At 71.0% G+C, this 23,697-nt stretch carries 23 protein-coding genes; 11 read left to right on the top strand and 12 right to left on the bottom strand.

Annotated elements, in window-relative coordinates:
* Nucleotides 1-34 precede the first annotated feature (34 nt).
* Together HGK34_RS01065 and hisN are read right to left on the bottom strand one after the other, a co-directional pair.
* Nucleotides 35-541 (bottom strand): DUF6912 family protein, encoded by a 507-nt coding sequence (locus HGK34_RS01065; protein ID WP_201844697.1) that lies wholly within the window; start codon nt 539-541, stop codon nt 35-37.
* Between the two features lie 31 nt (nt 542-572).
* On the bottom strand, nt 573-1,367 hold the full coding sequence (hisN, locus tag HGK34_RS01070) for a histidinol-phosphatase (protein WP_372433059.1): 795 nt from the start codon (nt 1,365-1,367) through the stop codon (nt 573-575).
* Nucleotides 1,368-1,535: 168 nt separating this feature from the next.
* On the opposite strand from hisN, the gene aroA reads away from it, so the two are divergent.
* Both aroA and rsgA read left to right on the top strand, forming a co-directional pair.
* Nucleotides 1,536-2,843: a 3-phosphoshikimate 1-carboxyvinyltransferase gene (aroA, locus tag HGK34_RS01075; protein WP_201844699.1), complete on the top strand. Its 1,308-nt coding sequence runs from the start codon at nt 1,536-1,538 to the stop codon at nt 2,841-2,843.
* 16 nt (nt 2,844-2,859) lie between these two features.
* On the top strand, nt 2,860-3,975 hold the full coding sequence (gene rsgA, locus HGK34_RS01080) for a ribosome small subunit-dependent GTPase A (protein ID WP_201844700.1): 1,116 nt from the start codon (nt 2,860-2,862) through the stop codon (nt 3,973-3,975).
* A gap of 66 nt (nt 3,976-4,041) precedes the next feature.
* Here the strand turns inward: rsgA and HGK34_RS01085 are convergent, their stop codons facing one another.
* The 3 genes from HGK34_RS01085 to HGK34_RS01095 form a co-directional block, all read right to left on the bottom strand.
* The gene (locus HGK34_RS01085; RefSeq protein ID WP_201844701.1) at nt 4,042-4,524 is read right to left on the bottom strand and encodes a DoxX family protein; all 483 of its coding nucleotides are present in this window, start codon (nt 4,522-4,524) and stop codon (nt 4,042-4,044) included.
* 122 nt (nt 4,525-4,646) lie between these two features.
* Entirely contained in the window at nt 4,647-4,904 is a 258-nt protein-coding gene (gene rsrA, locus HGK34_RS01090) for a mycothiol system anti-sigma-R factor (protein ID WP_201844702.1), read from the bottom strand.
* 29 nt (nt 4,905-4,933) lie between these two features.
* Nucleotides 4,934-5,761, bottom strand: coding sequence for a sigma-70 family RNA polymerase sigma factor (locus HGK34_RS01095; RefSeq protein WP_280517828.1), 828 nt, complete (start codon nt 5,759-5,761; stop codon nt 4,934-4,936).
* A gap of 91 nt (nt 5,762-5,852) precedes the next feature.
* Between HGK34_RS01095 and HGK34_RS01100 the strand changes: the two genes are divergently transcribed.
* The gene (locus HGK34_RS01100; protein WP_201844704.1) at nt 5,853-6,407 is read left to right on the top strand and encodes a ferritin; all 555 of its coding nucleotides are present in this window, start codon (nt 5,853-5,855) and stop codon (nt 6,405-6,407) included.
* 158 nt (nt 6,408-6,565) lie between these two features.
* On the opposite strand, the gene HGK34_RS23700 is transcribed toward HGK34_RS01100, so the two are convergent.
* Complete coding sequence (locus HGK34_RS23700) at nt 6,566-6,643, bottom strand: 50S ribosomal protein bL37 (protein WP_372433060.1); 78 nt, start codon at nt 6,641-6,643, stop codon at nt 6,566-6,568.
* 180 nt (nt 6,644-6,823) lie between these two features.
* On the opposite strand from HGK34_RS23700, the gene HGK34_RS01105 reads away from it, so the two are divergent.
* Genes HGK34_RS01105 through HGK34_RS01115 form a run of 3 tightly spaced genes read left to right on the top strand, consistent with a single transcriptional unit; the run spans nt 6,824 to nt 9,239 of the window.
* Nucleotides 6,824-7,702: a DUF4097 family beta strand repeat-containing protein gene (locus tag HGK34_RS01105; protein WP_201844705.1), complete on the top strand. Its 879-nt coding sequence runs from the start codon at nt 6,824-6,826 to the stop codon at nt 7,700-7,702.
* Complete coding sequence (locus HGK34_RS01110; protein WP_201844706.1) at nt 7,702-8,439, top strand: PadR family transcriptional regulator; 738 nt, start codon at nt 7,702-7,704, stop codon at nt 8,437-8,439. The genes HGK34_RS01105 and HGK34_RS01110 overlap by 1 nt, the downstream gene beginning before the upstream one ends.
* Nucleotides 8,436-9,239 (top strand): DUF4097 family beta strand repeat-containing protein, encoded by an 804-nt coding sequence (locus HGK34_RS01115; protein WP_201844707.1) that lies wholly within the window; start codon nt 8,436-8,438, stop codon nt 9,237-9,239. Before HGK34_RS01110 ends, HGK34_RS01115 begins: the two co-directional genes overlap by 4 nt.
* 62 nt (nt 9,240-9,301) lie before the next feature.
* On the opposite strand, the gene HGK34_RS01120 is transcribed toward HGK34_RS01115, so the two are convergent.
* Nucleotides 9,302-10,297 carry an aldo/keto reductase gene (locus HGK34_RS01120; protein ID WP_201844708.1) on the bottom strand — a complete coding sequence of 332 codons (996 nt, stop codon included), beginning with the start codon at nt 10,295-10,297 and terminating at the stop codon, nt 9,302-9,304.
* Nucleotides 10,298-10,470: 173 nt separating this feature from the next.
* On the opposite strand from HGK34_RS01120, the gene HGK34_RS01125 reads away from it, so the two are divergent.
* Together HGK34_RS01125 and HGK34_RS01130 are read left to right on the top strand one after the other, a co-directional pair.
* A complete protein-coding gene (locus HGK34_RS01125) occupies nt 10,471-11,409 on the top strand; it encodes an aldose 1-epimerase family protein (RefSeq protein WP_201844709.1) in 939 nt (312 codons plus the stop codon).
* A gap of 179 nt (nt 11,410-11,588) precedes the next feature.
* Nucleotides 11,589-12,191, top strand: coding sequence for a GDSL-type esterase/lipase family protein (locus HGK34_RS01130; protein WP_307815627.1), 603 nt, complete (start codon nt 11,589-11,591; stop codon nt 12,189-12,191).
* A gap of 85 nt (nt 12,192-12,276) precedes the next feature.
* Here HGK34_RS01130 and HGK34_RS01135 read toward each other — a convergent pair whose 3' ends face one another.
* The 3 genes from HGK34_RS01135 to HGK34_RS01145 all read right to left on the bottom strand — a co-directional run bounded on the left by HGK34_RS01135 (nt 12,277) and on the right by HGK34_RS01145 (nt 18,384).
* On the bottom strand, nt 12,277-16,014 hold the full coding sequence (locus HGK34_RS01135; RefSeq protein ID WP_307815629.1) for a multifunctional oxoglutarate decarboxylase/oxoglutarate dehydrogenase thiamine pyrophosphate-binding subunit/dihydrolipoyllysine-residue succinyltransferase subunit: 3,738 nt from the start codon (nt 16,012-16,014) through the stop codon (nt 12,277-12,279).
* Between the two features lie 440 nt (nt 16,015-16,454).
* On the bottom strand, nt 16,455-17,606 hold the full coding sequence (locus HGK34_RS01140; RefSeq protein WP_201844710.1) for a sensor histidine kinase: 1,152 nt from the start codon (nt 17,604-17,606) through the stop codon (nt 16,455-16,457).
* A gap of 4 nt (nt 17,607-17,610) precedes the next feature.
* The gene (locus tag HGK34_RS01145; protein ID WP_244666257.1) at nt 17,611-18,384 is read right to left on the bottom strand and encodes a response regulator transcription factor; all 774 of its coding nucleotides are present in this window, start codon (nt 18,382-18,384) and stop codon (nt 17,611-17,613) included.
* A 164-nt stretch (nt 18,385-18,548) separates the two neighbouring features.
* Between HGK34_RS01145 and HGK34_RS01150 the strand changes: the two genes are divergently transcribed.
* From HGK34_RS01150 to HGK34_RS01160, 3 genes are all read left to right on the top strand, one after another.
* A complete protein-coding gene (locus HGK34_RS01150; RefSeq protein WP_201844711.1) occupies nt 18,549-19,961 on the top strand; it encodes a hemolysin family protein in 1,413 nt (470 codons plus the stop codon).
* A complete protein-coding gene (locus tag HGK34_RS01155) occupies nt 19,958-21,043 on the top strand; it encodes a hemolysin family protein (RefSeq protein WP_201844712.1) in 1,086 nt (361 codons plus the stop codon). Before HGK34_RS01150 ends, HGK34_RS01155 begins: the two co-directional genes overlap by 4 nt.
* A 148-nt stretch (nt 21,044-21,191) precedes the next feature.
* Nucleotides 21,192-22,055 carry a M15 family metallopeptidase gene (locus HGK34_RS01160; protein ID WP_307815630.1) on the top strand — a complete coding sequence of 288 codons (864 nt, stop codon included), beginning with the start codon at nt 21,192-21,194 and terminating at the stop codon, nt 22,053-22,055.
* Nucleotides 22,056-22,160: 105 nt separating this feature from the next.
* Here the strand turns inward: HGK34_RS01160 and HGK34_RS01165 are convergent, their stop codons facing one another.
* Both HGK34_RS01165 and HGK34_RS01170 read right to left on the bottom strand, forming a co-directional pair.
* Nucleotides 22,161-22,826, bottom strand: a complete 666-nt coding sequence (locus HGK34_RS01165; protein WP_201844713.1) for a CYTH domain-containing protein — start codon at nt 22,824-22,826, stop codon at nt 22,161-22,163.
* A 107-nt stretch (nt 22,827-22,933) separates the two neighbouring features.
* Nucleotides 22,934-23,533, bottom strand: a complete 600-nt coding sequence (locus tag HGK34_RS01170) for an STM3941 family protein (RefSeq protein ID WP_201844714.1) — start codon at nt 23,531-23,533, stop codon at nt 22,934-22,936.
* Between the last annotated feature and the right edge of the window lie 164 nt (nt 23,534-23,697).

The raw sequence follows: 23,697 nt of genomic DNA on the forward strand, positions 1-23,697 counted from the left end.
GCCCGGCGCAGGTGAGGAGGCCACGGCCGCAGGATCAGCGCGGAATTCCGGAGACCTCCGACCAGTCGTACCAGAGCAGGTCGCGGTCGGTGGCGCGCTGGACCGCGCCGGCGAGCGCGTCCTCGTCGTCGGCGTCGGCGGCGGTACGGAGCGCTGCCACGTCCGGGGCAGCCTCGGGCTCGTCGGCATGCACGCACACGATCGGCACGTCCTGCACGACGTCGGTCAGGCGAAGGGTGGAGGCTGCGGACTCGGCTCCCTGGCCCTCCACCGGCACGAGCACGGTGTCGGGCACCTCGACGGTGACGACGGCGCGCAGAGGCGGTGCGTCTCGACGCGCGGCAAGCAGCGTGAGTGACGCCGCGGCGGCGTCGAGGAAGGCGGAGTACTCCAGTCCTTCGGTGTCCTCGTTGGGCAGCTCGGCCGTCAGCGCCTTGGTGACGCCGTGCACCAGGCGCGGTGTGAGGGACCAGCGGGCGGAGGTGCGGCCGACGTCGACGATGTCGAGCTCGTCGAGCGTGGCGGGCACGTAGATGCGCATGGGAAAAGTGTGCCTGCTCCGTGGCGGCAGCTCACCCCAGCAGATCGAGGACCTGGTCGTGCAGCAGGCCGTTCGTGGCCAGACCGTTCCGGCCCCACGGGCCCGGCTCCCCGTCCAGTGAGGTGAACCGTCCGCCGGCCTCCTGGACGATGGGCACGAGCGCCGCCATGTCGTACACCTCCAGCTCGGGTTCGGGTGCGATGTCCACCGCGCCTTCCGCCACCAGCATGTACGACCAGAAGTCCCCGTAGCCGCGAGTGCGATAGCACCGCCGCGTGAGGTCGAGGAACGCTTCCAGCAGGCCGCGCGACTCCCAGCCGCTGAGCGACGCGAAGCTGAGCGAGGCGTCACCGAGCTCCCGGACACCCGAGACGTTCATCCGGGTCGCCGAGTGCAACCCCTTGCCGGTCCAGGCGCCGGAGCCTTGGGCGGCCCACCAGCGCCGCCCCAGGGCCGGCGCGCTGACCAGCCCGACCACGACGTCCTCCCCGTCGGCAAGCGCGATGAGCGTTGCCCAGACGGGTACACCACGCACGAAGTTCTTGGTGCCGTCGATCGGGTCGATGATCCAGCGCCGCGCACCGCTGCCGGCCGCGCCGTACTCCTCGCCGACGATCGCGTCGCGGGTACGGGCCCGCTGGAGCTGGGCGCGGATCATCTCCTCGGCCGCCCGGTCGGCATCGGACACCGGCGTGTTGTCCGGCTTCGTCTCGACGTGCAGGTCGAGGGAGCGGAAGCGCGACATGGTGTGCGCGTCCACCTGGTCGGCGATGACGTGGGCGAGACGCAGGTCATCGTCATAGCTGGTCTTGGTCACGGCGGCCACGTCCGCCACCGTAGCGCCAAATCGGCGTTCCAGGGCGAAATGCAGCATGGCGTGGACAGGCGCACCGCACGACACGCCGCACGGACAAGCACGCCGTGTCCGCCGGGACAGCCGGGACGACGTCGAGACGACCGGGCCCTCGCTGACCCGCTCGGATAACCTCGGGGCATGACGAATGCCCCCACCGCACCGACCTGGGCCGCCCCGACCGCCGTCGGGCCACTGGACTCGACCGTCGAGGTGCCGGGCAGCAAGTCCCTGACCAACCGCCTGCTCGTCCTCGCCGCGCTCGCCGACGGACCGGGCGTGCTCCGCGGGGCGTTGCGCAGCCGCGACGCCGATCTCATGATCGCCGGCCTGCGCGCCCTCGGGACCGGCATCACCGAGAGCGATGTTCCCGGAACCCTGCACGTCACTCCTGGTCCGGCTCCCGTCACCGGCGCCGAGATCGACTGCGGCCTCGCGGGCACCGTGATGCGCTTCCTGCCGTCGGTCGCCGCCCTCGCGGCAGGCCCCGTCCGGTTCGACGGCGATCGTGCGGCACGAGTCCGGCCGATGGCGCCGGTCCTGACCGCCCTGCATGCGCTCGGTGTGTCCGTGACCGGACCCGGCGACGACTTCCCGACACATCTCCCGTTCACCGTCACCGGGACCGGCTCCGTCCGGGGCGGAACCGTGGACATCGACGCCTCCGCGTCGTCGCAGTTCGTCTCGGGGCTCCTGCTGGCCGCGCCCCGGTACCAGCAGGGCCTGACGCTGCGGCACATCGGCACGACGCTGCCGAGCCTGCCGCACATCGAGATGACCGTCGCCACCCTGCGCGACGTCGGGGTCACCGTCGACGACACCCGCGACGGTCTGTGGCGCGTCGAACCGGGCCCGATCAGCGCCCGTGACGTGCGCGTCGAGCCCGACCTGTCCAACGCTGCCCCGTTCCTCGCCGCCGCTCTCGTCGCGGGCGGTACCGTGCGCATCCCCGGCTGGCCCGCCCGGACGACGCAGCCCGGCGCCCTCCTGCCCGGCATCCTGACCCGCATGGGAGGCACCGCCGAGGTCTCCGGCGACATCCTGACCGTGACAGGTACCGGACAGGTGCGCGGCGTCGACCTCGACCTGCACGCCGCCGGTGAACTCGCCCCGACCGTCGCCGTGCTCGCCGCGCTCGCGGACTCCCCGACGCGGCTGCGCGGCATCGCGCACCTGCGCGGGCACGAGACGGACCGCCTCGCGGCCCTGGCCCGCGAGATCACGCGGCTGGGCGGACAGGCGGAGGAGACCCGGGACGGCCTGGTCATCACTCCGCGCCCGCTTCACGCCGAGACCTTCCGCACGTACGAGGACCACCGGATGGCGACGTCTGGCGCGCTGATCGGGTTGCGGGTGCCCGGGGTCGAGGTGGAGGACATCGCGACGACCGGCAAGACGATGCCGGAGTTCCCGTCCCTCTGGCAGCGAATGCTCGGAGCGGGCGTATGAGGGGAGGCCGGCGCTGATGGCACGGCGTGGCGCGCGCGACGAGTCGGACTTCCGGTCCCGGCCGTCCAAGCACGGCTCGCGGCCGCGCACCAAGCGCCGGCCGAGCCACGAGGATGCCGTGACCGCGCTGGTCACGGGCGTGGACCGGGGGCGCTACACCCTGCTCGTGCCAGGGTCCGGTGCCATCGTGCTGGCCATGAGGGCCCGCGAGCTCGTGCGTACCCGGGTCGTGGTCGGCGACCGGGTCGAGGTGGTCGGCGACGTCAGCGGTGACGAGGGGACGCTGGCGCGCATCGTTCGGATCGCGGAGCGAAGCTCCGTGCTGCGCCGGACCGCGGACGACGACGACCCGTACGAACGGATCGTCGTCGCCAACGCCGACCGGCTCGTCATCGTGACCGCGCTCGCGGATCCACCGCCCCGCACCGGCATGATCGACAGGTGCGTGGTCGCGGCCTACGACGCCGGGATGGATGTGCTCCTGTGTCTCACCAAGGCGGATCTGGCCTCGCCCGAAGAATTACGGGGGCTGTACGAGCCTCTCGGCGTCGAGGTGGTGGTGACCCGCGCCCAGGCGGCTCACGCTGCCGCGGAAGAGGCGGAACCACGCGACGAGATTCTCGCCCTGGAGGCCGCCTCGGTCGAAGAGGTGCGTGAGCGGCTGCGGGGGAAGACGTCGGTCCTGGTGGGGCACTCGGGTGTGGGCAAGTCCACGCTGATCAACGCCCTGGTGCCGACGGCGGACCGCGCGACCGGGGGCGTCAACGACGTCACCGGCCGCGGACGTCACACCTCGACGTCGGCCATCGCCCTGCCGCTGCCACCCGGGCCGGGGGAGGCCGGCACGGACGCGGACCCGGACGGCTGGGTGATCGACACACCAGGGGTGCGGTCGTTCGGACTGGCTCACGTCCAGATCGCCCACCTGCTGCACGCGTTCGACGACCTGGCCGAGGCCGCCCTCGACTGCCCGCGTGGGTGTACCCACCAGGCGGACGCTCCGGACTGCGCGCTGGACGACTGGGTTGCGGGGTCGCCCGACGACGAGACCCGCACGACACGCGCGCTCCGGCTCACCTCGTTCCGCCGTCTCCTCGCGAGCCGCACCGGCGCCGTCCTCAAGGAGAGCTGAGCAGCGGTCCCGCAGTTCACGCGCGCCACCAGGCCAGTCCCGGCGAGGAGATCCCGTCGCCGGGCCTCAGCCCTCCTTGGCGGCGGCCTTCGCAGCCCGGGCAGCCGCACGAGCCGCTCGCGCCTGCTGCACGCGCCAGTTCAGCCCGGGCCTACCCTCGGTGTCGGCGCCTGCGATGAGAGCGGCACCGATGGCGCCGAGGTTGCCGACGAACCGCTGGGCGCGGGCCTCCCGGTCGCCGTCGGACCGGCCGAACGGCTGGTTGACGACGGCGAGCGGCACCGTGAGCAGGGCGAGCGTCACGGCCGCCGTGCGAGGAGCCTTGCCGAGGGCGAGAAGACCGCCTGCCGTGGCGACGGCGACGCCGTGCACGCGGATGATGGTGGTCACCTGCTTCTCGCTCAGGGGTTCGGCGCCGAGCGCCTTCGCCACGAGGCCTGAGCCACGTCGCGCCGCCTGGACGTGCTCGGCCGGCTTGCTCGCCGCCTGCACCCCCGACGCGACGAACCAGGAGGCCAGAAGGGGTCGAGCGATGTGTCGCAGCACCATGCGGTCCACCATGTCAAAGGTCTGCCGTTCCGTCCACGGCAGGACGGCGACGGCGTGTCGGAGGTCCCCGTCCTGCGTCGGGCGGGTGCCCGGAAGGTCTTCGGGCCTCGGGGCGCGTCGCCTCAGCGCGCCTCGATCCGGATCTGCTCGTGGATCCGCAGCCGCAGCGTCTCGGGGGCGCGCTCGGAGCAGGAACGCTTCACGAGCTGCTTCACCAGGTCCTCGACGCTCAGCTCCGCGAGGCACGGCGAACAGTGTGCGACGTGAGCCCGCATCCTCTGTTCGTCCTGCGGTGTCATCTCGGAGTCCAGGTACTCGTACAGGTGCTGGAGCGCGTGTTCGCACTCGGAGCCCGGGGTGTCGTGCGGGATCGGTTTCACGGCCGGTTGGCCGTCCCGCTCTTGGTCCTTCACTTCGCGCCTCCGGGTGCCTCTGTCTTCACCAGTCCACGCTCCGCCGCATAGTCGGCGAGGAGCTCTCGCAGCTGCCGGCGACCACGGTGCAGCCTGGACATCACCGTGCCGATCGGTGTACCCATGATCTCCGCGATCTCCTTGTAGGGGAAGCCTTCCACGTCCGCGTAGTACACGACCATCCGGCGGTCCTCCGGCAGTGCGGCGAGGGCGCGCTTCACGTCGCTGTCGGGAAGGCGGTCCAGCGCCTCGACCTCGGCGGATCGCAGCCCCTGGGACGTGTGCGACGCCGCACGGGCGATCTGCCAGTCCTCGATCTCCTCGGCCTGCGACTGCTGCGGCTGACGCTGCTTCTTGCGATAGCTATTGATGAACGTGTTCGTCAGGATCCGGTACAGCCAGGCCTTCAGGTTGGTGCCCGGCCGGTACTGGTGGAACGCCGCGAACGCCTTGGCGAACGTCTCCTGCACCAGGTCCTCCGCGTCCGCGGGGTTGCGAGTCATCCGCAACGCCGCCGAGTACAGCTGGTCGAGGTACTGGAGCGCGTCACGTTCGAACCGCGCGGCGCGGGCCGCGTTGTCCTCGCCCTCGGGGGTGCGGTCTGACGCCTCGTCGGGCGTGCTTGTCTGCGGGTGGTCCGTCATCAACGCCGAGCCTAGTTGCGTCACGCGATCCTTTCCTGTGGCGTCGGTCTCGTTGCCGAGCCGCACGACCGCGCGCCGAGGTCGCTCAGGGGCGCCGAGGAAGCCGGGAGCCGGCCGCGGTGGCCCGGCCACATCGGTCACGGAGCCGGCCAACGGGCCGGTCACGGAGCCGGCCGGCATGCCTGGCACGATCGGAGCGGTGGGGGACGAGATCACGACTGCGAAAACGATCCTCCCGGCCGATACATTCCCGCGGGGCTACGTTGTTGCCATGACTTCCACCACGCAGACCCCGCAGGACTCCGAGTTCTGGCGGCTGCTCGGCGAGCAGATCGGCCACGAGCTCTCCGCGCACCAGCAGTACATCGCGATCGCCGTCTGGTTCGACGGCCATGACCTTCCGCAGCTTGCCGCGCACTTCTACCGGCAGGCGGTCGAGGAGCGGAACCACGCGATGATGATCGTCCAGTACCACCTCGACCGGGATGTTCCGGTGGTGATCCCGGGAACGGGCGCGGTCCGCAACGACTTCGCCGACGTCACCGAGCCGCTGCAGCTCGCCCTCGACCAGGAGGAACAGGTCACCTCCCAGGTCAAGGCGATCTTCCGTGCCGCGCGCGACGAGGCCGACATGCTCGGCGAGCAGTTCCTGCTGTGGTTCCTGAAGGAGCAGGTCGAAGAGGTGGCCGGCGCGAACACGCTGCTCACGGTTGCCCAGCGTGCCAAGGACAACCTGTTCGACCTGGAGAACTTCGTCGCGCGCGAGACCATCGGCGACGCGGGAGCGTCCTCCGACGTGCCGGAGGCCGCCGGCGGAGCGCTCTGACCGGTCTCCGTGGCGGGGCATGACGAAGGGCCGGAACCTGCGGGTTCCGGCCCTCTCGTGCCCCGTCCTGACGGTACCCGGACCTCGCCGGCCACCACGGTGCCTCGGCCCGTGATCCGCGCGACGCCGTCCGTCGTGTCAGACGTCCGCTCGGCGATTCAGCCGCCGTTGGGGCGCTTGCCGTGGTTGGCGGACTTCTTCTTGCGGTCCTTGCGCTTGCGGCCGCGCTTGCTCATTGGTGTCTCCTGACGGATGGCGAACTGACTCGGGACATGATCCCACGGGAGGCCCCTTGCCCGCTGCTCGAACGCGATATATCGTGAGTGGGCAACGCGATATATCGCGTTCCGCTCCGCCGTCGGCGTTCGGGACGCACCAGAACGCCGGATGAGTCCCGCAATCGTCAGGAGGCAGGTATGACCGAGCAGAGCTGGACCGTCACCGGTCCGCAGACCATCGAGGTCGACGACGTGACCTCGTTGCACGCGCACGTCGTCGACGGCCGGCTGGACGTCGTCGCTCACGAGGAGCCCGTGACCCGTGTGGAGGTGCACTCCGTGGACGGCCGCCCGGTCGAGGTGGCGTTCCGTGGCGGCCGCCTCGTCGTCGGGCACGAGTCGAACCCGTCCGGCGGGCTCGCCGGCTTCCTGAAGAAGTGGACCGACGTCGCCGTCGGCGCGGCGCGGGCCGACATCCACATCGCCGTCCCCGCCAGGGTGGACGTCAAGGTCGGCACGGTCCGCGGGGAGGCTCTGCTGTCCGGTACCGAAGGCGCCGCCAAGGTGTCCACGGCCTCGGGCAATCTCCTCGTGTCTCGCACCCGGGGCCCGCTGACCCTGGCCAACGTGTCGGGCGATGCCACCGTCCGCGACCACACGGGCTCCATCAACAGCACCACCGTCTCGGGCGACGTCGTGCTGAGCGGTGCCGTCGATCACCTGACGTCCACTACGGTGTCCGGAGACGTGACCATGGATCTGACCTCGCAGCCCGAATGGATCAAGGCGAACACCGTGTCCGGCAACCTGCTGCTGCGCGTCCCGGACGAGTCCGCCCTCGAGGTGCACTCGTCGGCGGTCAGCGGACGGATCAGTGTCGGCGGTATGCAGGTCAGCGGCCGCGGGGGTGCCGTCGTGCGTCCCGCGAGCGAGGGGCGGACCCACCTGCGCGTCTCGTCGGTCTCGGGTGATGTCACGGTGCTCGGTGCCGACCAGGCCGCGGCAGACGACACGGCAGGGCCGGCCCGGCGGCCCGCGGCGTCCGGGGACACCCCGGCGACACCGGGATTCGCCTGATGCCTCCTGTCTTCGCCCACGGTGAGCTGCGCCTGTACCTCCTGGCGCTGCTCGTCGAGGGTTCCCGGCACGGCTACGAGCTCATGACCGAGCTCGCGGACCGCTTCGGCGGCACGTACAAGCCGAGCGCCGGCACGATCTACCCGCGGCTCGCACGGCTGGAGGAGGAGGGCCTGGTCCGTCGCGTCCCGGCGGCCGAGGCCTCCGGACGGAAGGCGCCCTACGAGCTGACGCCGGCAGGCCGGGCCGAGGTGGAGGCGCGCTGGTCCGACGTCGTCCGCCTGGAGTCCTCGGTGGCCGAGACCGTGCGGTCCCGCGCGGACGAGGTGCGTGCCGACATCAAGGAGACGATGCGCGGTGTGCGGGCGGAGCTCGCCGCGGCGGCCGCGGCGGCCCGTGCCCGGCCCCGGCCGGCGCCCCATGCCCCCGCCGATCCCCGGCGTGCGACGTCGAACACGTTCCGGCACGAGGCGGAGGCCGCCCTGCAGAAGTTCCGCCGGGACGTCCTCGCGGACCTGCGGGAGGCCGACGCGGCCGGTGCGGTCGGCCCACTCACGCTCGAGACCCTGCGAACAGTGCTCGACAGCGCGCGCACAGCCGTCGCCGCCACGCTGCCCCCGGTTCCGAAACCGACCAGAATGACCTCCGGACAGTCGGCGTCGACGTCCGAACAGCCTTCGACCGGTACACCGACCGAAGATCCCGGCACGAGCCCCCGCCGAACGAACGGAGCATGACCATGACCACCGAGTCCTGGAGCGTCGCCGCACCACAGACCATCGAGGTAGCGGACACGACCTCCCTGACCGTCCGGCTGACCAACGGCCGGGCGGAGATCGTCGCGGACCCGGACCGGACCTCCGGCGCCACCATCGAGGTGCTGGAGGTCTCGTCCCGCCCGCTGCAGGTACTGGCCGAGCACGGCATCCTCCGGGTCGCCTACGACTTCCCCGGGATCGAAGGGTTCGTGGACCGTTTCCGCGGTCTGCGCGACCAGGATTCCGCCGTCGTGCGGATCACCGTTCCGGCGGCCGCGCCCCTCGACCTCGCCACGGTGGGTGCGGAGGCGAGCGTCACCGGAAGCCGGGCGCGCGTGAACGTCAAGAGTGTCACCGGCGCGGTCACCGCGACGGGGACCTCCGGGCCCCTGTCCGTGAAGTCGGTGTCGGGGGCGATCGTCGTGACCGGGCACACGGGCGACGTCACCGTGAACCAGGCGTCCGGGCCGGCGACGGTCTCCGGCGGCCTCGGCCGGGTGACCGTGAACGGGGTCTCGGGCCCCGTGGACGTGTCGTCGACGGGTACGACGCCGATGGTGTCGGCCAAGACGGTGGCGGGCGCCGTCACGATCCGGCTCGACGCCGGCACGCCGGTGAATCTCCGCGCACGGAGTGTCACGGGCAAGGTCGTCCTGGACGGCGAGCTGCTGTCCTCCAGCGCTCAGCGCACCGTCGTCGTGGACCACCCGGAGACGGGCGCCACCTGCTACCTGTCGACGAACACCGTCTCGGGCACCACGGCCGTCATCCGCGCCTGAGCCGCAGGTGACGCGGCGAGGACCGGCGGTGGGCTGCCTGTCGCCCACCGCCGGTCCCCGACTCACCACTTGTCGGCGACATGCTCCTTGATGAGCTCGTCGTAGATCTCCCGCACACCGGACGTGAACAACGGCCCGAGGGTCGCCGCATCGCCGGCTGCGGCGTTCGTCCGAGCCTGGTCGGCGTTGCGAGCGCCCGGGATCACCGTGGAGACGCCCGGCTGCTGCCAGACCCACGCGATCGCGGCCTGCGCCGGGGTCAGGTCTCCGTCGAAGCACTGGGCGGTCAGTTCCGAGAAGCGCGCGGCGGCTTCCAGGCCCACCTCGTAGGGCACGCCGGAGAACGTCTCGCCGACGTCGAAGGCGGCACCTTCCCGGTTGAAGCTGCGGTGGTCGTTCTCGGCGAACGTCGTGTCCGCGGTGTATTTGCCGGACAGCAGGCCGGACGCGAGGGGGACGCGTGCGATGACGCCCACGCCGGCCGCGGAGGCCGCCGGGAGGACCTCGTCCAACGGCTTGAGCCGGAAGGCGTTGAGGATGATCTGCACGGTGGCCACGCCCGGGCGGGCGATGGCCGTGAGCGCCTCCGCCGTCGTCTCGACGCTCACCCCGTAGTTCGCCATGACGCCCTCGTCCACGAGGGTGTCGAGCGCGTCGTACACCTCGTCCGACGAGTACACGGGCGTGGGCGGGCAGTGGAGCTGCACGAGGTCGAGCCGCTCCGTGCCGAGGTTCTTCCGGGACCGGTCCGTCCAGGCACGGAAGTTGTCCAGGACGTAGTTCTCGGGCACCTGGTCCATCCGGCGGCCCATCTTGGTGGCCACGGTGATGCCGGCGTCCGCGTGATCCTTGAGGAACGCACCGATCATCTGCTCGCTGCGGCCGTCGCCGTACACGTCGGCCGTGTCGAAGAACGTCACGCCCGCCTCGAGGGAGGCTTCCAGGGCATCGCGGGCTTCCGTCTCCGAGACGTCACCCCAGTCCGCCCCGAGCTGCCAGGTGCCCAGGCCAACCGCCGAGACGAGGCGGCCCGACCGTCCGAGTACCTGCTGTTCCATTGATCCTCCTGCTCATGACGCGGGCGCTTCAGAGCCCGCGTGGCCCGTCCTCGGGCCGTGTGGGGAACGCAGCGCGCCCCGGGGCGCGCGCCGCGTCGGTTGTTCTCTGTCCCACGCTATCCGCACGGCGCGGAAACTTCCCGGTTCCACGCAGCCTCTAAGGTGTGAGGGTGATGACAGACCCACAGACGGTACCCGCGCCGTCCGGCACCCAGCACAGCATTTCGTACGGCGAACAGCATGTCACCGTCACCGAGGTGGGCGCTGCCCTGCGCGAGTACACGGTGGGTGGCCGAGACGTCGTCGTTCCCTTCGCGGCCGACGAGGTCAACCCCGTCTTCAACGGCGCCGTGCTCCTGCCCTGGCCCAACCGCCTGCGCGACGGTCGCTACGAGGCGGACGGTGTCTCCTACTCGCTTCCCGTGACCGAGCCGGCACGCGGCACGGCGCTGCACGGGCTCGCGGCCTGGGAGCGCTGGAGCCTGGTCGACCGCACCGATGTGTCGGTCACGCTGGGGCTCGACGTCGTGCCGCAACCCGGATACCCGTTCCAGCTCACCGCCCAGATCACGTACGCCCTGTCCGACGGCGGTCTGACCGTGACGTTGACCACGACGAACGTCGGTACCGGGACCGCGCCGTACGGCGCGGGGTTCCACCCGTGGCTCTCGACCGGCGGGGCGGACCTCGACGACTGCACGGTCCGGCTCGATGCCGCGACCCGGGTCACCACCGACGACCGTCTCCTGCCTGTCGGGACGGAGCCTGTTGCCGGCGCGTTCGACATGCGCGAACCGGTCTCCATGGCAGGGCGCGATCTGGACGACGCGTTCATCGACGTGCTGCGGGACGACGACGGCCTGGCCTGGATCCGGCTCACGGGGACGGACGGACGGACGGCCGCGTTGTGGATGGACGGTTCCATGGACGTGTGGCAGGCGTGCTCCGGCGACCATGTCGGAGAGGGCTACCGCAGGATGGGCCTGGCGGCGGAGCCGATGACCTGCTACGCGGACGCCTTTGTCACCGGTGATCGGCTCGTCCGGCTCGCCCCGGGGGACACCCACCGGGCGCGCTGGGGGGTCGCGCTTGTCGGCGAACGGCGCGCCTGAGCGCGAAATCCCAGGCGGTCCATCCCGGTTGACCGACAATGGAGTCGGCCGGGCGACGTGCGAACCGGCCCACTGACGCGACGAGGGGCGGAGCGCTGCGCGAGGACCGAGGATCGAGGTGCCGGCGCGACGTTGTCCCCGGAGCGGCAGGATGAGTGCTGAGGCAAGGAGAGGTCCCCGTGCAGGAACGCCAGGTGCGCATCTGTGTCGTCGGCGACGAGCTGGCCACCGGTGTCGGTGACGCGAGAGCGCTCGGCTGGACCGGTCGCGTCGTGGCGCGGACGAGCTTCGGCCGGCCCGCGATGGTCTTCACCCTTGCCGTCCCCGGAGAGACGTCGACCCAGCTCAGCAGCCGCTGGGAGGCGGAGACCGGCGCGCGCTTCGGCCTGGAGCACGAGGTCGACAACCGGCTTGTCGTCGCGCTCGGGCGGCACGACGTGGCTGCCGGTCTGTCGGTCGCGCGGTCGCGGTTGAACCTCGCCAACATCCTCGACGTGGCGGAGGCGAACCGGACACCCACGTTCGTCGTCGGACCGCCCCCCGGGACGCCCGACCAGGGCGACCGGATCGCCGAGCTGTCGGATGCGTTCGCCGACGTCGCGAGCCGGCGCCGCGTGCCGTACGTGGACACGTACGCCCCGCTGGCCTCGCACGAGCAGTGGCTGGCGGACCTCGCGCAGAACGGGACCACCTACCCGGGCCAGGCTGGGTACGGCCTCATGGCGTGGCTCGTCCTGCACACGGGCTGGCACTCCTGGCTGGGCGTCCCCCAGGACGAGTGACCGGCTGTTCGACGGAACGGGATCCGTCGAACAGCCGGCCTGAGTCTCTCGCGGCCACGGCAAGCGATGGCCCGAGCCGGTCGGCCTAGCGGGTGAAGGCTTCCTCGATGAGGTACTTCTGCTGGGCCTGGTGGAGCTTGGCGGTGCCGGCGGCCGTGGAGGCGGAGGCGCCACGGCTGATCACCTTGACGTAGGGCAGGTCCGTCGGCAGGGCCAGGTGGATGTAGGACCACGCGCCCTGGTTCTGCGGCTCGTCCTGCATCCACACGACCTCGGCGTTCGGGTACTTCGCGATCTCCGCGCGGATCTGCTCCTCCGGGAACGGGTAGAGCTGCTCCAGGCGGACCAGGCTCACGCCCTCGTCGCCGCGCTTCGTGCGCTCGGCGAGGAGGTCGTAGTACAGGCGGCCCGTGCACAGGATCACCCGTTCGACCTTCGCCGGGTCCGCGGTGGGATCGCCCAGCACGGGCTGGAACGTGCCCGACGTGAAGTCCTCGACGGCCGACGCCGCGGCCTTGAGCCGCAGCAGCTGCTTGGGGGTGAACACCACGAGCGGCCGGCGCGGGCGTGCGTACGCCTGGCGGCGCAGCAGGTGGAAGTACGACGCCGGCGTGCTGGGCTGCGCGATCGTCATGTTGTGCTCCGCGCCGAGCTGCAGGAAGCGCTCGATGCGGGCCGAGGAGTGGTCCGGGCCCTGGCCCTCGTAGCCGTGCGGCAGGAGCATGACCGCCGACGACGACTGGCCCCACTTCTGCTCCGCCGACGAGATGAACTCGTCGATCACGGTCTGGGCGCCGTTGACGAAGTCGCCGAACTGCGCCTCCCAGAGCACCAGGGCGTCGGGGCGCTCGACGGAGTAGCCGTACTCGAACCCGAGGGCCGCGTACTCGCTGAGCGAGGAGTCGTACACCCAGAACTTCGCCTGGTCCGGTGTGAGGTACAGCAGCGGCGTCCACTCGGCGCCCGTCTCACGGTCGTGCAGGACCGCGTGCCGCTGCACGAACGTGCCGCGGCGGGAGTCCTGGCCCGCCAGGCGGACCGGCGTGCCCTCGATCAGCAGCGAACCGAATGCCGCGAGCTCACCGAAGCCCCAGTCGATGCCGCCGTCCTTGGACATGATCTCGCGGGTCTCGAGCAGCTTGGCCAGCTTCGGGTGGACGCTGAAGCCCTCCGGGGGCGCGGTGTGCACCGAGCCGATGCGCTGCAGCACGTCGTGACTGATCGCGGTCTGCCAGCCCACCATCGTGCCGGCGTCCTCGAGCTGCGCCTCGGGGCGCTCCAGGCCGGCGATGAGCTCCGACTGCGGCGCCGGGGTGAAGTCGGCCTTGGTCTCGGTGAAGACCCGTTCGAGCTGCTTCTGGTAGTCCTGCAGCGCGGCCTCGGCCTCTTCGACCGTGATGTCGCCACGTGCGACCAGGTTCTCCGTGTACAGCTTGCGCACGGACCGCTTCGCCTCGATGAGGTTGTACATCATCGGCTGGGTCATCGAGGGGTCGTCGCCCTCGTTGTGGCCGCGGCGGCGGTAGCAGATCAGGTCGACGATCACGTCCTGGCTGAACTGCTCACGGAACGCGAAGGCCAGCTCGGCCACCCGCACGACGGCTTCGGGGTCGTCACCGTTCACGTGGAAGACGGGGACCTGGTAGCCCTTGGCGACGTCGGTCGCGTAGGTCGTCGACCGCGACGACTGCGGACCGGTGGTGAAGCCCACCTGGTTGTTCACGATGACGTGGATGGTGCCGCCGGTGCGGTACCCGCGAAGCTGCGCGAGGTTCAGAACCTCGGGCACGACACCCTGGCCGGCGAACGCGGCGTCACCGTGCACCAGGATCGGCAGCACGGAGAAGCCGTCGGCGCCCAGGTCGATGCGGTCCTGCTTGGCGCGCACGATGCCCTCGAGCACCGGGTCCACCGCTTCGAGGTGGGACGGGTTGGCGGCGAGGTACACCTTGGTGGTCGCGCCGGACTCCGCGGTGAACGTGCCCTCGGTGCCCAGGTGGTACTTCACGTCGCCGGAGCCCTGCACGGACTTCGGGTCGATCTGGCCCTCGAACTCCTTGAAGATCTGGGCGTAGCTCTTGCCGGCGATGTTCGCCAGCACGTTGAGCCGACCGCGGTGGGCCATGCCGAGCCCCACCTCGTCCAGGCCGCCCTCCGCGGCCCGCGAGAGGATCGCGTCGAGCAGCGGGATGAGAGACTCGCCGCCCTCCAGGGAGAAGCGCTTCTGGCCGACGTACTTGGTCTGCAGGAACGTCTCGAACGCCTCGGCGGAGTTCAGGCGGCGCAGGATGCGCAGCTGGTCCTCTCGCGGGGTCTTGGCGTAGCTGGACTCCAGGCGCTCCTGGAGCCACTTGCGCTGCGCCACGTCGGCGATGTGCATGTACTCCACGCCGATGGAGCGGCAGTAGGAGTCGCGCAACAGGCCCAGGATGTCGCGCAGCTTCATCTTGGCCTTCGGGCCGAAGCCGGCGGTGGGGAAGACACGGTCCAGGTCCCACAGCGTCATGCCGTGGTTCTGGATGTCCAGGTCCGGGTGCCGGCGCTGGCGGTAGGCGAGCGGGTCGGTGTCCGCCATGAGGTGCCCGCGCGAGCGGAACGACTGGATGATCTCCGCGATCTTGGCCGGCTTGGCGGCTTCGACGTCGGAGTCGACGGTGTTGTCGCGCACCCAGCGAACCGGCTCGTACGGGACGCGGAGGGCCGCGAAGACGCGGTCGTAGAAGCCGTCGAGGCCGAGCAGCTTCCCGGCGATGATCTTCAGGAACTCGCCGGACTGGGCGCCCTGGATGATGCGGTGGTCGTACGTCGAGGTGAGCGTCATGACCTTCGAGACGCCCATGCGCGCGAGCTGCTCGTCCGACGCCCCCGCGAACTCCGCCGGGTAGTCCATGGCGCCGACGCCGACGATGGTGCCCTGGCCCTGCATGAGGCGCGGCACGGAGTGCACCGTGCCGATCCCGCCCGGGTTGGTCAGGGAGACGGTGGTGCCCTGGAAGTCGGTGACGCCGAGCTTGCCGCCCCGCGCCTTGCGGACCAGGTCCTCGTAGGCGGCGACGAACTCCGCGAAGTCGAGCTCCTCGGCCTTCTTGATGCTCGGCACCAGGAGCTGGCGGGAGCCGTCCGGCTTGGCGAGGTCGATGGCGAGCCCGAAGCCCACGTGCGCGGGGTGGTTCACGCCCGGCTTCCCGTCGACCATCTCGTAGTGCGAGTTCATCACCCGGATGTCGCTCAGCGCCTCGACCAGCGCGTAGCCGATCAGGTGGGTGAACGAGATCTTGCCACCGCGCCCGCGCTTGAGATGGTTGTTGATGACGATCCGGTTGTCCACCATGAGCTTGGCGGGCACCGCGCGCACCGACGTCGCGGTGGGGACCTCCAGCGACGACTCCATGTTCGTCACGACGCGCGCGGCGGGCCCGCGCAGCTTCTGCACGTCGTCGACGGCGTCGTCGTGGTGGGGCTTGGGCTGCAGGAGGGACTGTCCGTAGTCCTGCACCGCCGGCGTCGCGACGGGCGGAGCCGCGGCGGTGACCTTGGGGTCCGCCGGGAGGGCCTTCTCGGCCGGCTCCTGCGCGGCCTCGGCGGCCGCGGTGCCGTGAGCGCCCGACGGCGTCTTCGGCTGCGCGGGCGCGGGCGCGGGCGGTGCCGCTGCCTCCGGGGGAGCCGACTGCGTGTCAACCGCCTTACGCGCATTGTCCGGTGATGGCGTGTAGTCCTCGAAGAACTCCCACCACGCGGGGTCGACGGCGTTCTTGTCCTTCAGATACTGCTGGTAGAGCTCGTCGACGAGCCACTCATTGGCTCCGAACGACGAGCTCGCCACGCTGATCGACTCTGAACCAGCCTTAGGGGACACGCGCGGATCGCCCACCTTCACCCATAGATTCTGCGCTCTGTGAGGCGGCCGGCGTTGGACCGGTCACGCCCTCAGCCCGATGGTTTCGGACAGCACAAGGGTATGCCTTGCGGGCCCGGAGGCGGGTGTGACGTCCACAGGTTTTCGCCGTCCTGACGCGCCATCGCCGATGCTTCGTCATGGATTCTGCTGGGCAGGCAAAATGCAGGCAACATTCGTTCTCGAACCCGTCAACGCCATGTTTCCACCGCGCGATAGCGGCAGACAATCCCTGGTCTGTGTGACAGAGATCACCCCTTTATGGGGTTGTCCTGCACGCTCGATGTCTCTACACCTCCCGCTCCGCTTCGCCACGGGAAATGCCCTGGAGCGGCACCAGGGCATTTCCGTCAGGGCCGGTGGCGGCGTCACTCCGCGCCGAGGTGCTCGGCGCTCACGCCGGGGGCGGGGTGCGCGCTCGCCGGGAGCGTGACCCGCATCGTGGCGCCCTCGCTCGAGTCCGCCACCTCGACGTGGCCGCCGTGGAGCTCCACCGCCCAGCGGACGATCGCCAGGCCGATCCCGGTGCCACCGCTCGCAGGCGGTGTCCCCCCGAAGACGCCCGCCCCACTCTCCGTGGCGGCGCCGACGGCGGACGCCGCCGAACCGGGGACGGACGCCGTGCCGCGTGCGAACCGCTGGAAGATCCGCTCCCGGTCCTGCGGTGCGATTCCCGGCCCCTGGTCGCTGACCTCCAGGACCACGGTGTCGCCGACAGGGTAGGCATCCATGCGGACGTCGCCGCCTTGAGGCGAGTGCCGGATGGCGTTCTGCAGCAGGTTCGTCAGAACCTGGTGCAGCCGCTCGCGGTCGGCCTCGATCGTGAGGTTCGGAGGGGTCACGTCGATGATGTAGTGCAGGTCCTTGGCGGCATCGACCATCTGGAGGCCGTCGGCGCACTCCTCCATGAGATCACCGACGTCGAACTCCGAGACCGACAGGGCCGACGCACCCGCCTCGAGGCGCGACAGGTCCAGCAGATAGGTGACCAGGCGCGTCAGCCGCTCGGTCTGCGCGTGCGCCTGTTCGAGCATCGCGGGCGTGGCCGGGACCACGCCGTCGACCATGTTCTCCAGCTGCGCCTGAAGCGCGGCCACGGGGGTGCGCAGCTCGTGGGACACGTTCGCGATCAGGTCCCGCCGGGTCTGCTCGACCGACGCCAGGTCCTCCGACATCTGATTGAACGCGGCGGCCAGCTGGCCCACCTCGTCCCGGCTGGTCGCGCGCACGCGAGTGGTGTAGTCGCCGTCGGCCATCGCCTGGACGGCGTGAGTCATCTCCCGCAGCGGGGACGTCATGCCGCGCGCCAGGAACTGGGTCAGCACGAGCGACAGGAGGATCGCCACGGGGAACGTCCGGCTCGGGCCCATCTCCAGCTGCAGGCCGAGCCACGTGATCAGCACCGCGAGCGTCACCGTCGCCGCGACGAGGATGCCGAGCTTGATCTTGATGGAACGCAGCGGGTCGAGGGGGCGGACGTCGCGCAGGGTGCGCGCGACGCCGGGCAGCTTCCGGTTCATCGGTTCAGGCCGTCGGAGGTTCGAACGCGTACCCCACACCGTGGACGGTCCTGATCAGGTCCGAGCCCAGCTTCCTGCGCAGCGCCTTGATGTGCGAGTCCACCGTGCGGGTGCCGCTGGCGTCCGCCCAGTCCCAGACCTCGGCCAGCAGCCGCTCGCGGGTGAGAACGGTCTTGGGGGAGGAGGCCAGCATCACGAGCAGCTCGAACTCGGTGGGAGTCAGGTGGATCTCCTCGCTGCCGCGGTAGACGCGCCGCTGCGCGCGATCGACCGTGACGTCCCCCATCGCCATCGGCGGCTCCGAGGGGGTCGAGGCGGCGGCCTGGACGGCGCGGTCCACCCGTCGCAGCAGGGCCTTGAGCCGGGCGACGAGTTCGCGCATGGAGAAGGGCTTGGTCATGTAGTCGTCGGCGCCGACGCCGAGACCCACGAGCATGTCCGTCTCGTCGTCACGGGCCGTGAGCATGAGGATCGGCACCGGCTGCTCGGCCTGGATGCGCCGTGTCACCTCGAGCCCGTCGATGCCCGGAAGCATCACGTCCAGCACGATGGCGTCGGGGCGCAGCCGCATGGCTGCGTCGACCCCGGACAAACCGTCACGCGCGACCTCCACCCGCCAGCCCTCCGCGGACAGCCTCTGGGCGATCGCCGTCGCGATGGTCGGCTCGTCCTCGACGACGAGGATCGTGGCGCTCTGCTGGCCAGTACCGGTGGCGCCCGACGACGCGGGGTCGGGGCGGGCGGAGCTGCCCGGCTGCTGCGGGGTACCTGAAGACATGGGTCCATCTTGCACCCCTGAGCCTGAAAGGATGCTGAACCCGGGCCGCGAGCGGGCCAGTCGTGTCCCGGATGCGAAAGCCGCCGCGGATGCTTCGTCATCGAAGACCCCAGGCGCTACGATCGGCACACGATGAACGAAGCGCACCATCCCAGGAGCCCTCGATGACCGCCGACTGGATCATGGTCGCCGTCGGGGTGCTCCTCACCGCAGGTACCGCCATTTTCGTTGCCGGCGAGTTCTCGCTCGTCACCCTCGACCCAGCTGTGGTCGGGGACGACGAGGAGGGCGACAGACCCGGCTCGTCAACCGGCTCCGCATCCCCCGCCCGTCCGAGGCGCCGTGACCGTGCCGTTCGTGCGGCGCTGAAGAGCCTCTCCACCGAGCTCTCCTCCGCCCAGGTCGGCATCACGGTCACCACGATCCTGCTCGGCTACACGGCACAGCCTGCGCTGGTCGAGCTCCTGGGCTCGATGTTCGGCAGCTTCCCGCTGTCCGACGCCGTCGCCCTGGCCACCGCGACCGTGCTCGCCCTCATCCTGGTGAACGGCTTCTCGATGCTGTTCGGTGAGCTGATCCCCAAGAACTTCGCGCTCTCGGCGCCCCTCGGCGCCGCCCGCACCGTCATCCCGCTCCAGCGGGTGTTCACCATCCTCTTCAAGCCCGTCATCCTCGTGCTCAACGGGTCGGCCAACGCCCTCCTGCGACGTGTCGGCATCGAGCCGCGCGAGGAGCTCTCCGGGGCCCGGTCCGCCACGGAGCTCGCCTCCCTGGTGCGCCGCTCGGCGGAGGAGGGCACGCTCGAGAAGTCCGTCGCGCAGCTCCTGACCAACTCGATCGAGCTGCACGAGCTGAGCGCCAACGACGTCATGACGGACCGTATGCGCATGGTCGTGGTCGAGCGCGACGCCACCGCGGCCGACGTCGTACAGCTCGCCGTGCGCACCGGACACTCCCGCTTCCCGGTGATCGGGCAGGACCGGGACGACGTCGTCGGCCTCGTGCACCTGCGCCGCGCCGTCGGGGTGCCGCACGACCGCCGCGGCGAGGTCCCGGCAGCGGCGCTGATGGTCGACGCCCCGCGCGTCCCGGAGACGGTGGGCCTCGGCCCGCTGCTGGTGGAGCTGCGGGACCTGGGGCTGCAGATGGCCGTCGTGGTCGACGAGTACGGCGGGACGTCCGGCGTGGTCACCCTGGAGGACGTCGTGGAGGAGCTCGTCGGTGAGGTCGCCGACGAGCACGACCGGCGTCGCGCCGGCGTCGTGCGGGCTCCCGGCGGTGAATGGGTCGTGCCCGCCGTTCTGCGACCCGACGAGCTGGAGGAGAACACGGGCGTCGTCGTTCCGGAGGGGGCGGCCTACGAGACGCTCGGTGGACTCGTGATGGCCGAGCTGGGACGCGTGCCCCGGACCGGTGACGAGGTGACGGTCCCTGGTGCGTCGCTTCGCGTCGAGGCGATGGACGGACGCCGGATCGAGAGACTCCGCGTCAGCCCGGAGCCCGGTGACGAAGCCGGCGGCAACCCGCCCGCGACCGTCGTCGGCCCGCGGCGCCCGAAGAAGGAGGTGCGCGGATGAGCACCACCACCGCGATCATGGTCGCTCTCGCGCTGCTGGCGGGGAACGCCTTCTTCGTCGGCGCGGAGTTCGCCGTGCTGTCCGCGAAGCGCTCCGCGATCGAGCCGCTGGCCGCGTCGGGCAACCGCCGCGCACAGACCGTGCTGTGGGCCATGGAGCACGTCTCGCTCATGCTGGCATGCGCACAGCTCGGGGTGACCGTGTGCTCCACGGGGCTGGGCATGGTGGCCGAGCCGGCGCTCGCGCACCTGCTCGAGGAGCCGTTGCACGCGATCGGTGCGAGCCCTGCGCTGGCGCACCCGATCGCCCTCGCGATCGCCCTCGCGATCGTCGTGTACCTGCACGTGGTGCTCGGTGAGATGGTGCCGAAGAACCTGGCGGTGTCGGCACCGGAGAAGGCGGTGCTGTGGTTCGGGCCCGCGCTCGTGCTGCTGGCGCGCGCGGTGCGGCCCGTCGTCACGGCCCTGAACTGGCTCGCCAACCATGCGGTGCGGGCGGTGGGCATCGAACCGCGTGACGAGGTCGCCTCGGCGTTCACCGCCGAGGAGGTTCAGTCGATCGTGGAGCACTCGCAGGCCGAGGGCGTGCTGGAGGACGAGCAGGGGCTGCTGGCCGGTGCCCTCGAGTTCTCCGGGAAGACCGCCGGAGACGTGATGGTCCCGGTGGACGGGCTGGTCACCCTGACCGAGGGCGTGACTCCTGACGAGGTCGAACGCCTCGTCGCCGAGCACGGCTTCTCGCGGTTCCCCGTCCTGTCCGACGAGCTTCCCGAGGAGACGGTCACGGGTGCCTCGCCGGGCGAGGCGGCCGACGAGCGCCTGATCGGGTACCTGCACCTCAAGGACGTGCTGTACGCGACGGGTGCGGAGCGGAACGAGCCCGTGGCGCTGTGGCGTGTCCGCGCGCTGGCGAGCGTGCGGCCGGGCGACGAGGTGGAGGACGCGCTGCGCGTGATGCAGCGGTCGGGCGCGCATCTGGCACGTGTGGTCGAGGAGGGTGGTGGCCTGCTGGGCATCGTCTTCCTGGAGGACGTGCTCGAGGAACTCGTCGGCGAGGTGCGGGACGCCATGCAGCGCCGGTGACCTGGACCGTCTCCGGCTCGCGCGGGTGAGAACGGCATTTCGCCTATGTGTGTCGTGCCCGGCTTGGCACCGGTGTCGGTGAACGCTAGGGTCGGGGCCACACGACGATCCGCCGCGCGGGGGCAGCGGCTGCGACATCGGAGGAGCAGTGGAGCCAGTGGCCGGTCCGGGCGCATCGCCCGCGTACCCCACCCGCCGCGCCCGGCGCGAAGCCCTGGAGCGGAGCCAGACGGTCCGGCGTGGCCCACGCCCCGACCGGACGGACACCACGGGAGGCTCCTCGCCCGGCGACGCCCGCACCGGGCCCGCGCAGCGGTTCCTGTCCCGCACCGCCGTGCTGGGCACTCTCGCGGCCGCGACGATCGGTGCGCCCTTTGCCCAGCAGGCCGAACGGAGTGGCGACTCGCCCTTCGAGGTCGCGGCCGATCCGACCGGCCCGTCGCCCCTCGACCTGGTCACCGACCCCAGCACGGCGCCCCGCGCGTCCGACAACGTCATGGCGGCCCCGCAGCTCGAACGCGGTGACACACACGCCGTCAGCCGTGAGGCCGAGCGCAGCCCGCTGCCCGGCTGCTCCCTCGACGCCCCTGTGGACGGCGGCAACGGCCTGCTTGCCGACCACTCGCTGTGCGAGCTGTGGCAGGGCGACGAGTGGCTGCGACCCGACGCCGCGATCAGTCTGTCCGCCCTCAACGGCGCCTTCCGCGCACAGTTCGGGCGGAACCTGTGCCTGGTGGCCAGCTATCGCGACCTGGACACGCAGTACGCCGTGAAGGCGCGGCTCGGCTACTGGGCGGCCTCACCGGGCACCTCGAACCACGGCTGGGGCCTCGCCGTCGACGTCTGCAAGCAGGAGACCAGCGACAGCGACATCTACGCCTGGCTGTGGGCGAACGCTCCGGCCTACGGCTGGCAGAACCCGGCGTGGGCCCAGGCGGGTGGCGAGAAGTACGAGCCGTGGCACTGGGAGTACGTCGAGGGAGTGCGGGAACTGGGTCTCTGGAAGGGGTGATCCCGCGCCTCGTACACGGGTGCCGCGGTGGCGGCTCACCGGCTACGGGTGATCGTCGCGGTCCGGTGCCCGCGTAGCTCCGCCCGGCTGGTCCGGGCCGGCTCGTCAGCTCGTGCTGAGGCGGGAGTTCGGGCCGAAGTCCTGCCGGAAGCGCGGGCCCTGCTCCGTGAGTTCCGCGTCGAACGACGCCGCCCACGAACCGTACGGCCTCACGGCGAGCGAGTCGTTCGAGAACCGCGCGTCGTCGGTGATCTCGGTGACGCAGAAGTCGGGGATCTGAAGCCCGGTGACCGGTCGGGACCGCTCGCACTCGGCGACGATCAGCGGATGGTTCGCACCGCCGAACACGTCGATCGACCAGCCGTCGGCGCCCAGCCAGGCGGCGTACCGGGTCTTGACGACGCGATTCCCGCCGCGCCGGACCAGTTCGACGGCGATGCTCGTGTCGAGGGGGCGCTCGGCCTCGTACCGGGTGCCTCCCACGGCCGGTCCCTTGACGGTGACCGCGGCGAAGTCGATCTCCGTGGCGTGCTCGCGCAGCACGTCGTCCGGGGTGGTTCCGGGCTCCTGCGGTACGGCGACATCGCTCGCCTGGACGCGGACGCGGAGGGCGTAGCCGTCGTCGGCCACGAAGTAGGACTGGACGATCAGCGCCGGGGCGTCGCGGAGCTCCTGGGGGAAATCACGGACGAAGAAGCGCCGCTCGAACTCGAAGTCGCGGTAGTCGGTGTCCGGGCCGACATCGTGCCCGGCCTTGTCGAGGTCGCTCATGGCAGGTCCCCTGTCGCCCATGTCAGGTGCTTGCAAGGAAGTCTACACAAGCAGAGGCGGGCCGCGTGATGCGGCCCGCCTCCCTCTGTTCGCCGGTCCGGTCGCGGCTACCGGCCGGTGACGTGCGGAGCGAGGGCGGCCCGGATCTCCTGCGCGGAGGCGTCGATGCTGCCCGGCTTCAGGACGACGGGTGTCCCTGCCAGCCGCAGGCTCGTGCCGGCGGCGAGGCGCCGGATGGCGGTGCGCTGCCGGCTGATGACGGCGTCGGGGTCGATGACGTCGACGGCGACCACGGTACGACCAGCAAGGCTCGCGTCCCGGATCCCGGTGACCTCGGACCACTCGACGCGTTCGACGCCGAGGTTGGGCAGCCAGTCGGTGAGGCCTTCGTCGTCGACGATCAGGACGGGCCAGCGCGCCACCAGCATGCGCCGCACCGCGATGAGGCCGGCACCGAGCGCCATGAGCGTGCCGACCGCTCCCGCGCTGGTGACGACCAGCGCTGTCGGTGAGGGGGTGGTCTGTGCCGTGTCGAACCCGATGACGGCGGCAGCGCCGCACACGATCGTCAGGACGAGCGCCGTGACCGTCAGCGAGGTCACGTGGCCGTGTGACGGGAAGAACTCGACGGCGTCACCGGCGGAGGGGGAGGTGGATGCTTCTGAGGTGCTTGCCGTGGCCTGTTCGGGTGCCATCGCGTCGGACATGGGGCGGACGATACCGGCAACTCGGTCATCAGCGGAACGCGTCGCGGGTGCCGGCCCGCGTCGCGCTGGACGGGGCCCTGCAGGGCACGCCGACGGGTGGCGTCGCGCGGCTTCTCCGCAAGCCCGCCGAGCGGCTGTGGCCAAGTGGCTGTGGCCGGTTCGGC

Origin of the sequence: Myceligenerans indicum (assembly GCF_016742955.1) — a bacterium.
In the GTDB taxonomy this organism is placed as follows: Bacteria; Actinomycetota; Actinomycetes; order Actinomycetales; family Cellulomonadaceae; genus Myceligenerans; species Myceligenerans indicum.

What these genes read in the sequence shown, in the direction of transcription:
- HGK34_RS01145 (WP_244666257.1), bottom strand. Translation starts at nt 18,384, where the DNA reads ATGTCTTCAGGTACCCCGCAGCAGCCGGGCAGCTCCGCCCGCCCCGAC.
- aroA (WP_201844699.1), top strand. Translation starts at nt 1,536, where the DNA reads ATGACGAATGCCCCCACCGCACCGACCTGGGCCGCCCCGACCGCCGTC.
- HGK34_RS01170 (WP_201844714.1), bottom strand. Translation starts at nt 23,533, where the DNA reads ATGTCCGACGCGATGGCACCCGAACAGGCCACGGCAAGCACCTCAGAA.
- HGK34_RS01105 (WP_201844705.1), top strand. Translation starts at nt 6,824, where the DNA reads ATGACCGAGCAGAGCTGGACCGTCACCGGTCCGCAGACCATCGAGGTC.
- HGK34_RS01100 (WP_201844704.1), top strand. Translation starts at nt 5,853, where the DNA reads ATGACTTCCACCACGCAGACCCCGCAGGACTCCGAGTTCTGGCGGCTG.
- HGK34_RS01120 (WP_201844708.1), bottom strand. Translation starts at nt 10,297, where the DNA reads ATGGAACAGCAGGTACTCGGACGGTCGGGCCGCCTCGTCTCGGCGGTT.
- HGK34_RS23700 (WP_372433060.1), bottom strand. Translation starts at nt 6,643, where the DNA reads ATGAGCAAGCGCGGCCGCAAGCGCAAGGACCGCAAGAAGAAGTCCGCC.
- HGK34_RS01085 (WP_201844701.1), bottom strand. Translation starts at nt 4,524, where the DNA reads ATGGTGCTGCGACACATCGCTCGACCCCTTCTGGCCTCCTGGTTCGTC.
- HGK34_RS01155 (WP_201844712.1), top strand. Translation starts at nt 19,958, where the DNA reads ATGAGCACCACCACCGCGATCATGGTCGCTCTCGCGCTGCTGGCGGGG.
- HGK34_RS01140 (WP_201844710.1), bottom strand. Translation starts at nt 17,606, where the DNA reads ATGAACCGGAAGCTGCCCGGCGTCGCGCGCACCCTGCGCGACGTCCGC.
- HGK34_RS01095 (WP_280517828.1), bottom strand. Translation starts at nt 5,761, where the DNA reads ATGCCGGCCGGCTCCGTGACCGGCCCGTTGGCCGGCTCCGTGACCGAT.
- HGK34_RS01110 (WP_201844706.1), top strand. Translation starts at nt 7,702, where the DNA reads ATGCCTCCTGTCTTCGCCCACGGTGAGCTGCGCCTGTACCTCCTGGCG.
- HGK34_RS01115 (WP_201844707.1), top strand. Translation starts at nt 8,436, where the DNA reads ATGACCATGACCACCGAGTCCTGGAGCGTCGCCGCACCACAGACCATC.
- HGK34_RS01165 (WP_201844713.1), bottom strand. Translation starts at nt 22,826, where the DNA reads ATGAGCGACCTCGACAAGGCCGGGCACGATGTCGGCCCGGACACCGAC.
- HGK34_RS01150 (WP_201844711.1), top strand. Translation starts at nt 18,549, where the DNA reads ATGACCGCCGACTGGATCATGGTCGCCGTCGGGGTGCTCCTCACCGCA.
- HGK34_RS01125 (WP_201844709.1), top strand. Translation starts at nt 10,471, where the DNA reads ATGACAGACCCACAGACGGTACCCGCGCCGTCCGGCACCCAGCACAGC.
- rsgA (WP_201844700.1), top strand. Translation starts at nt 2,860, where the DNA reads ATGGCACGGCGTGGCGCGCGCGACGAGTCGGACTTCCGGTCCCGGCCG.
- HGK34_RS01065 (WP_201844697.1), bottom strand. Translation starts at nt 541, where the DNA reads ATGCGCATCTACGTGCCCGCCACGCTCGACGAGCTCGACATCGTCGAC.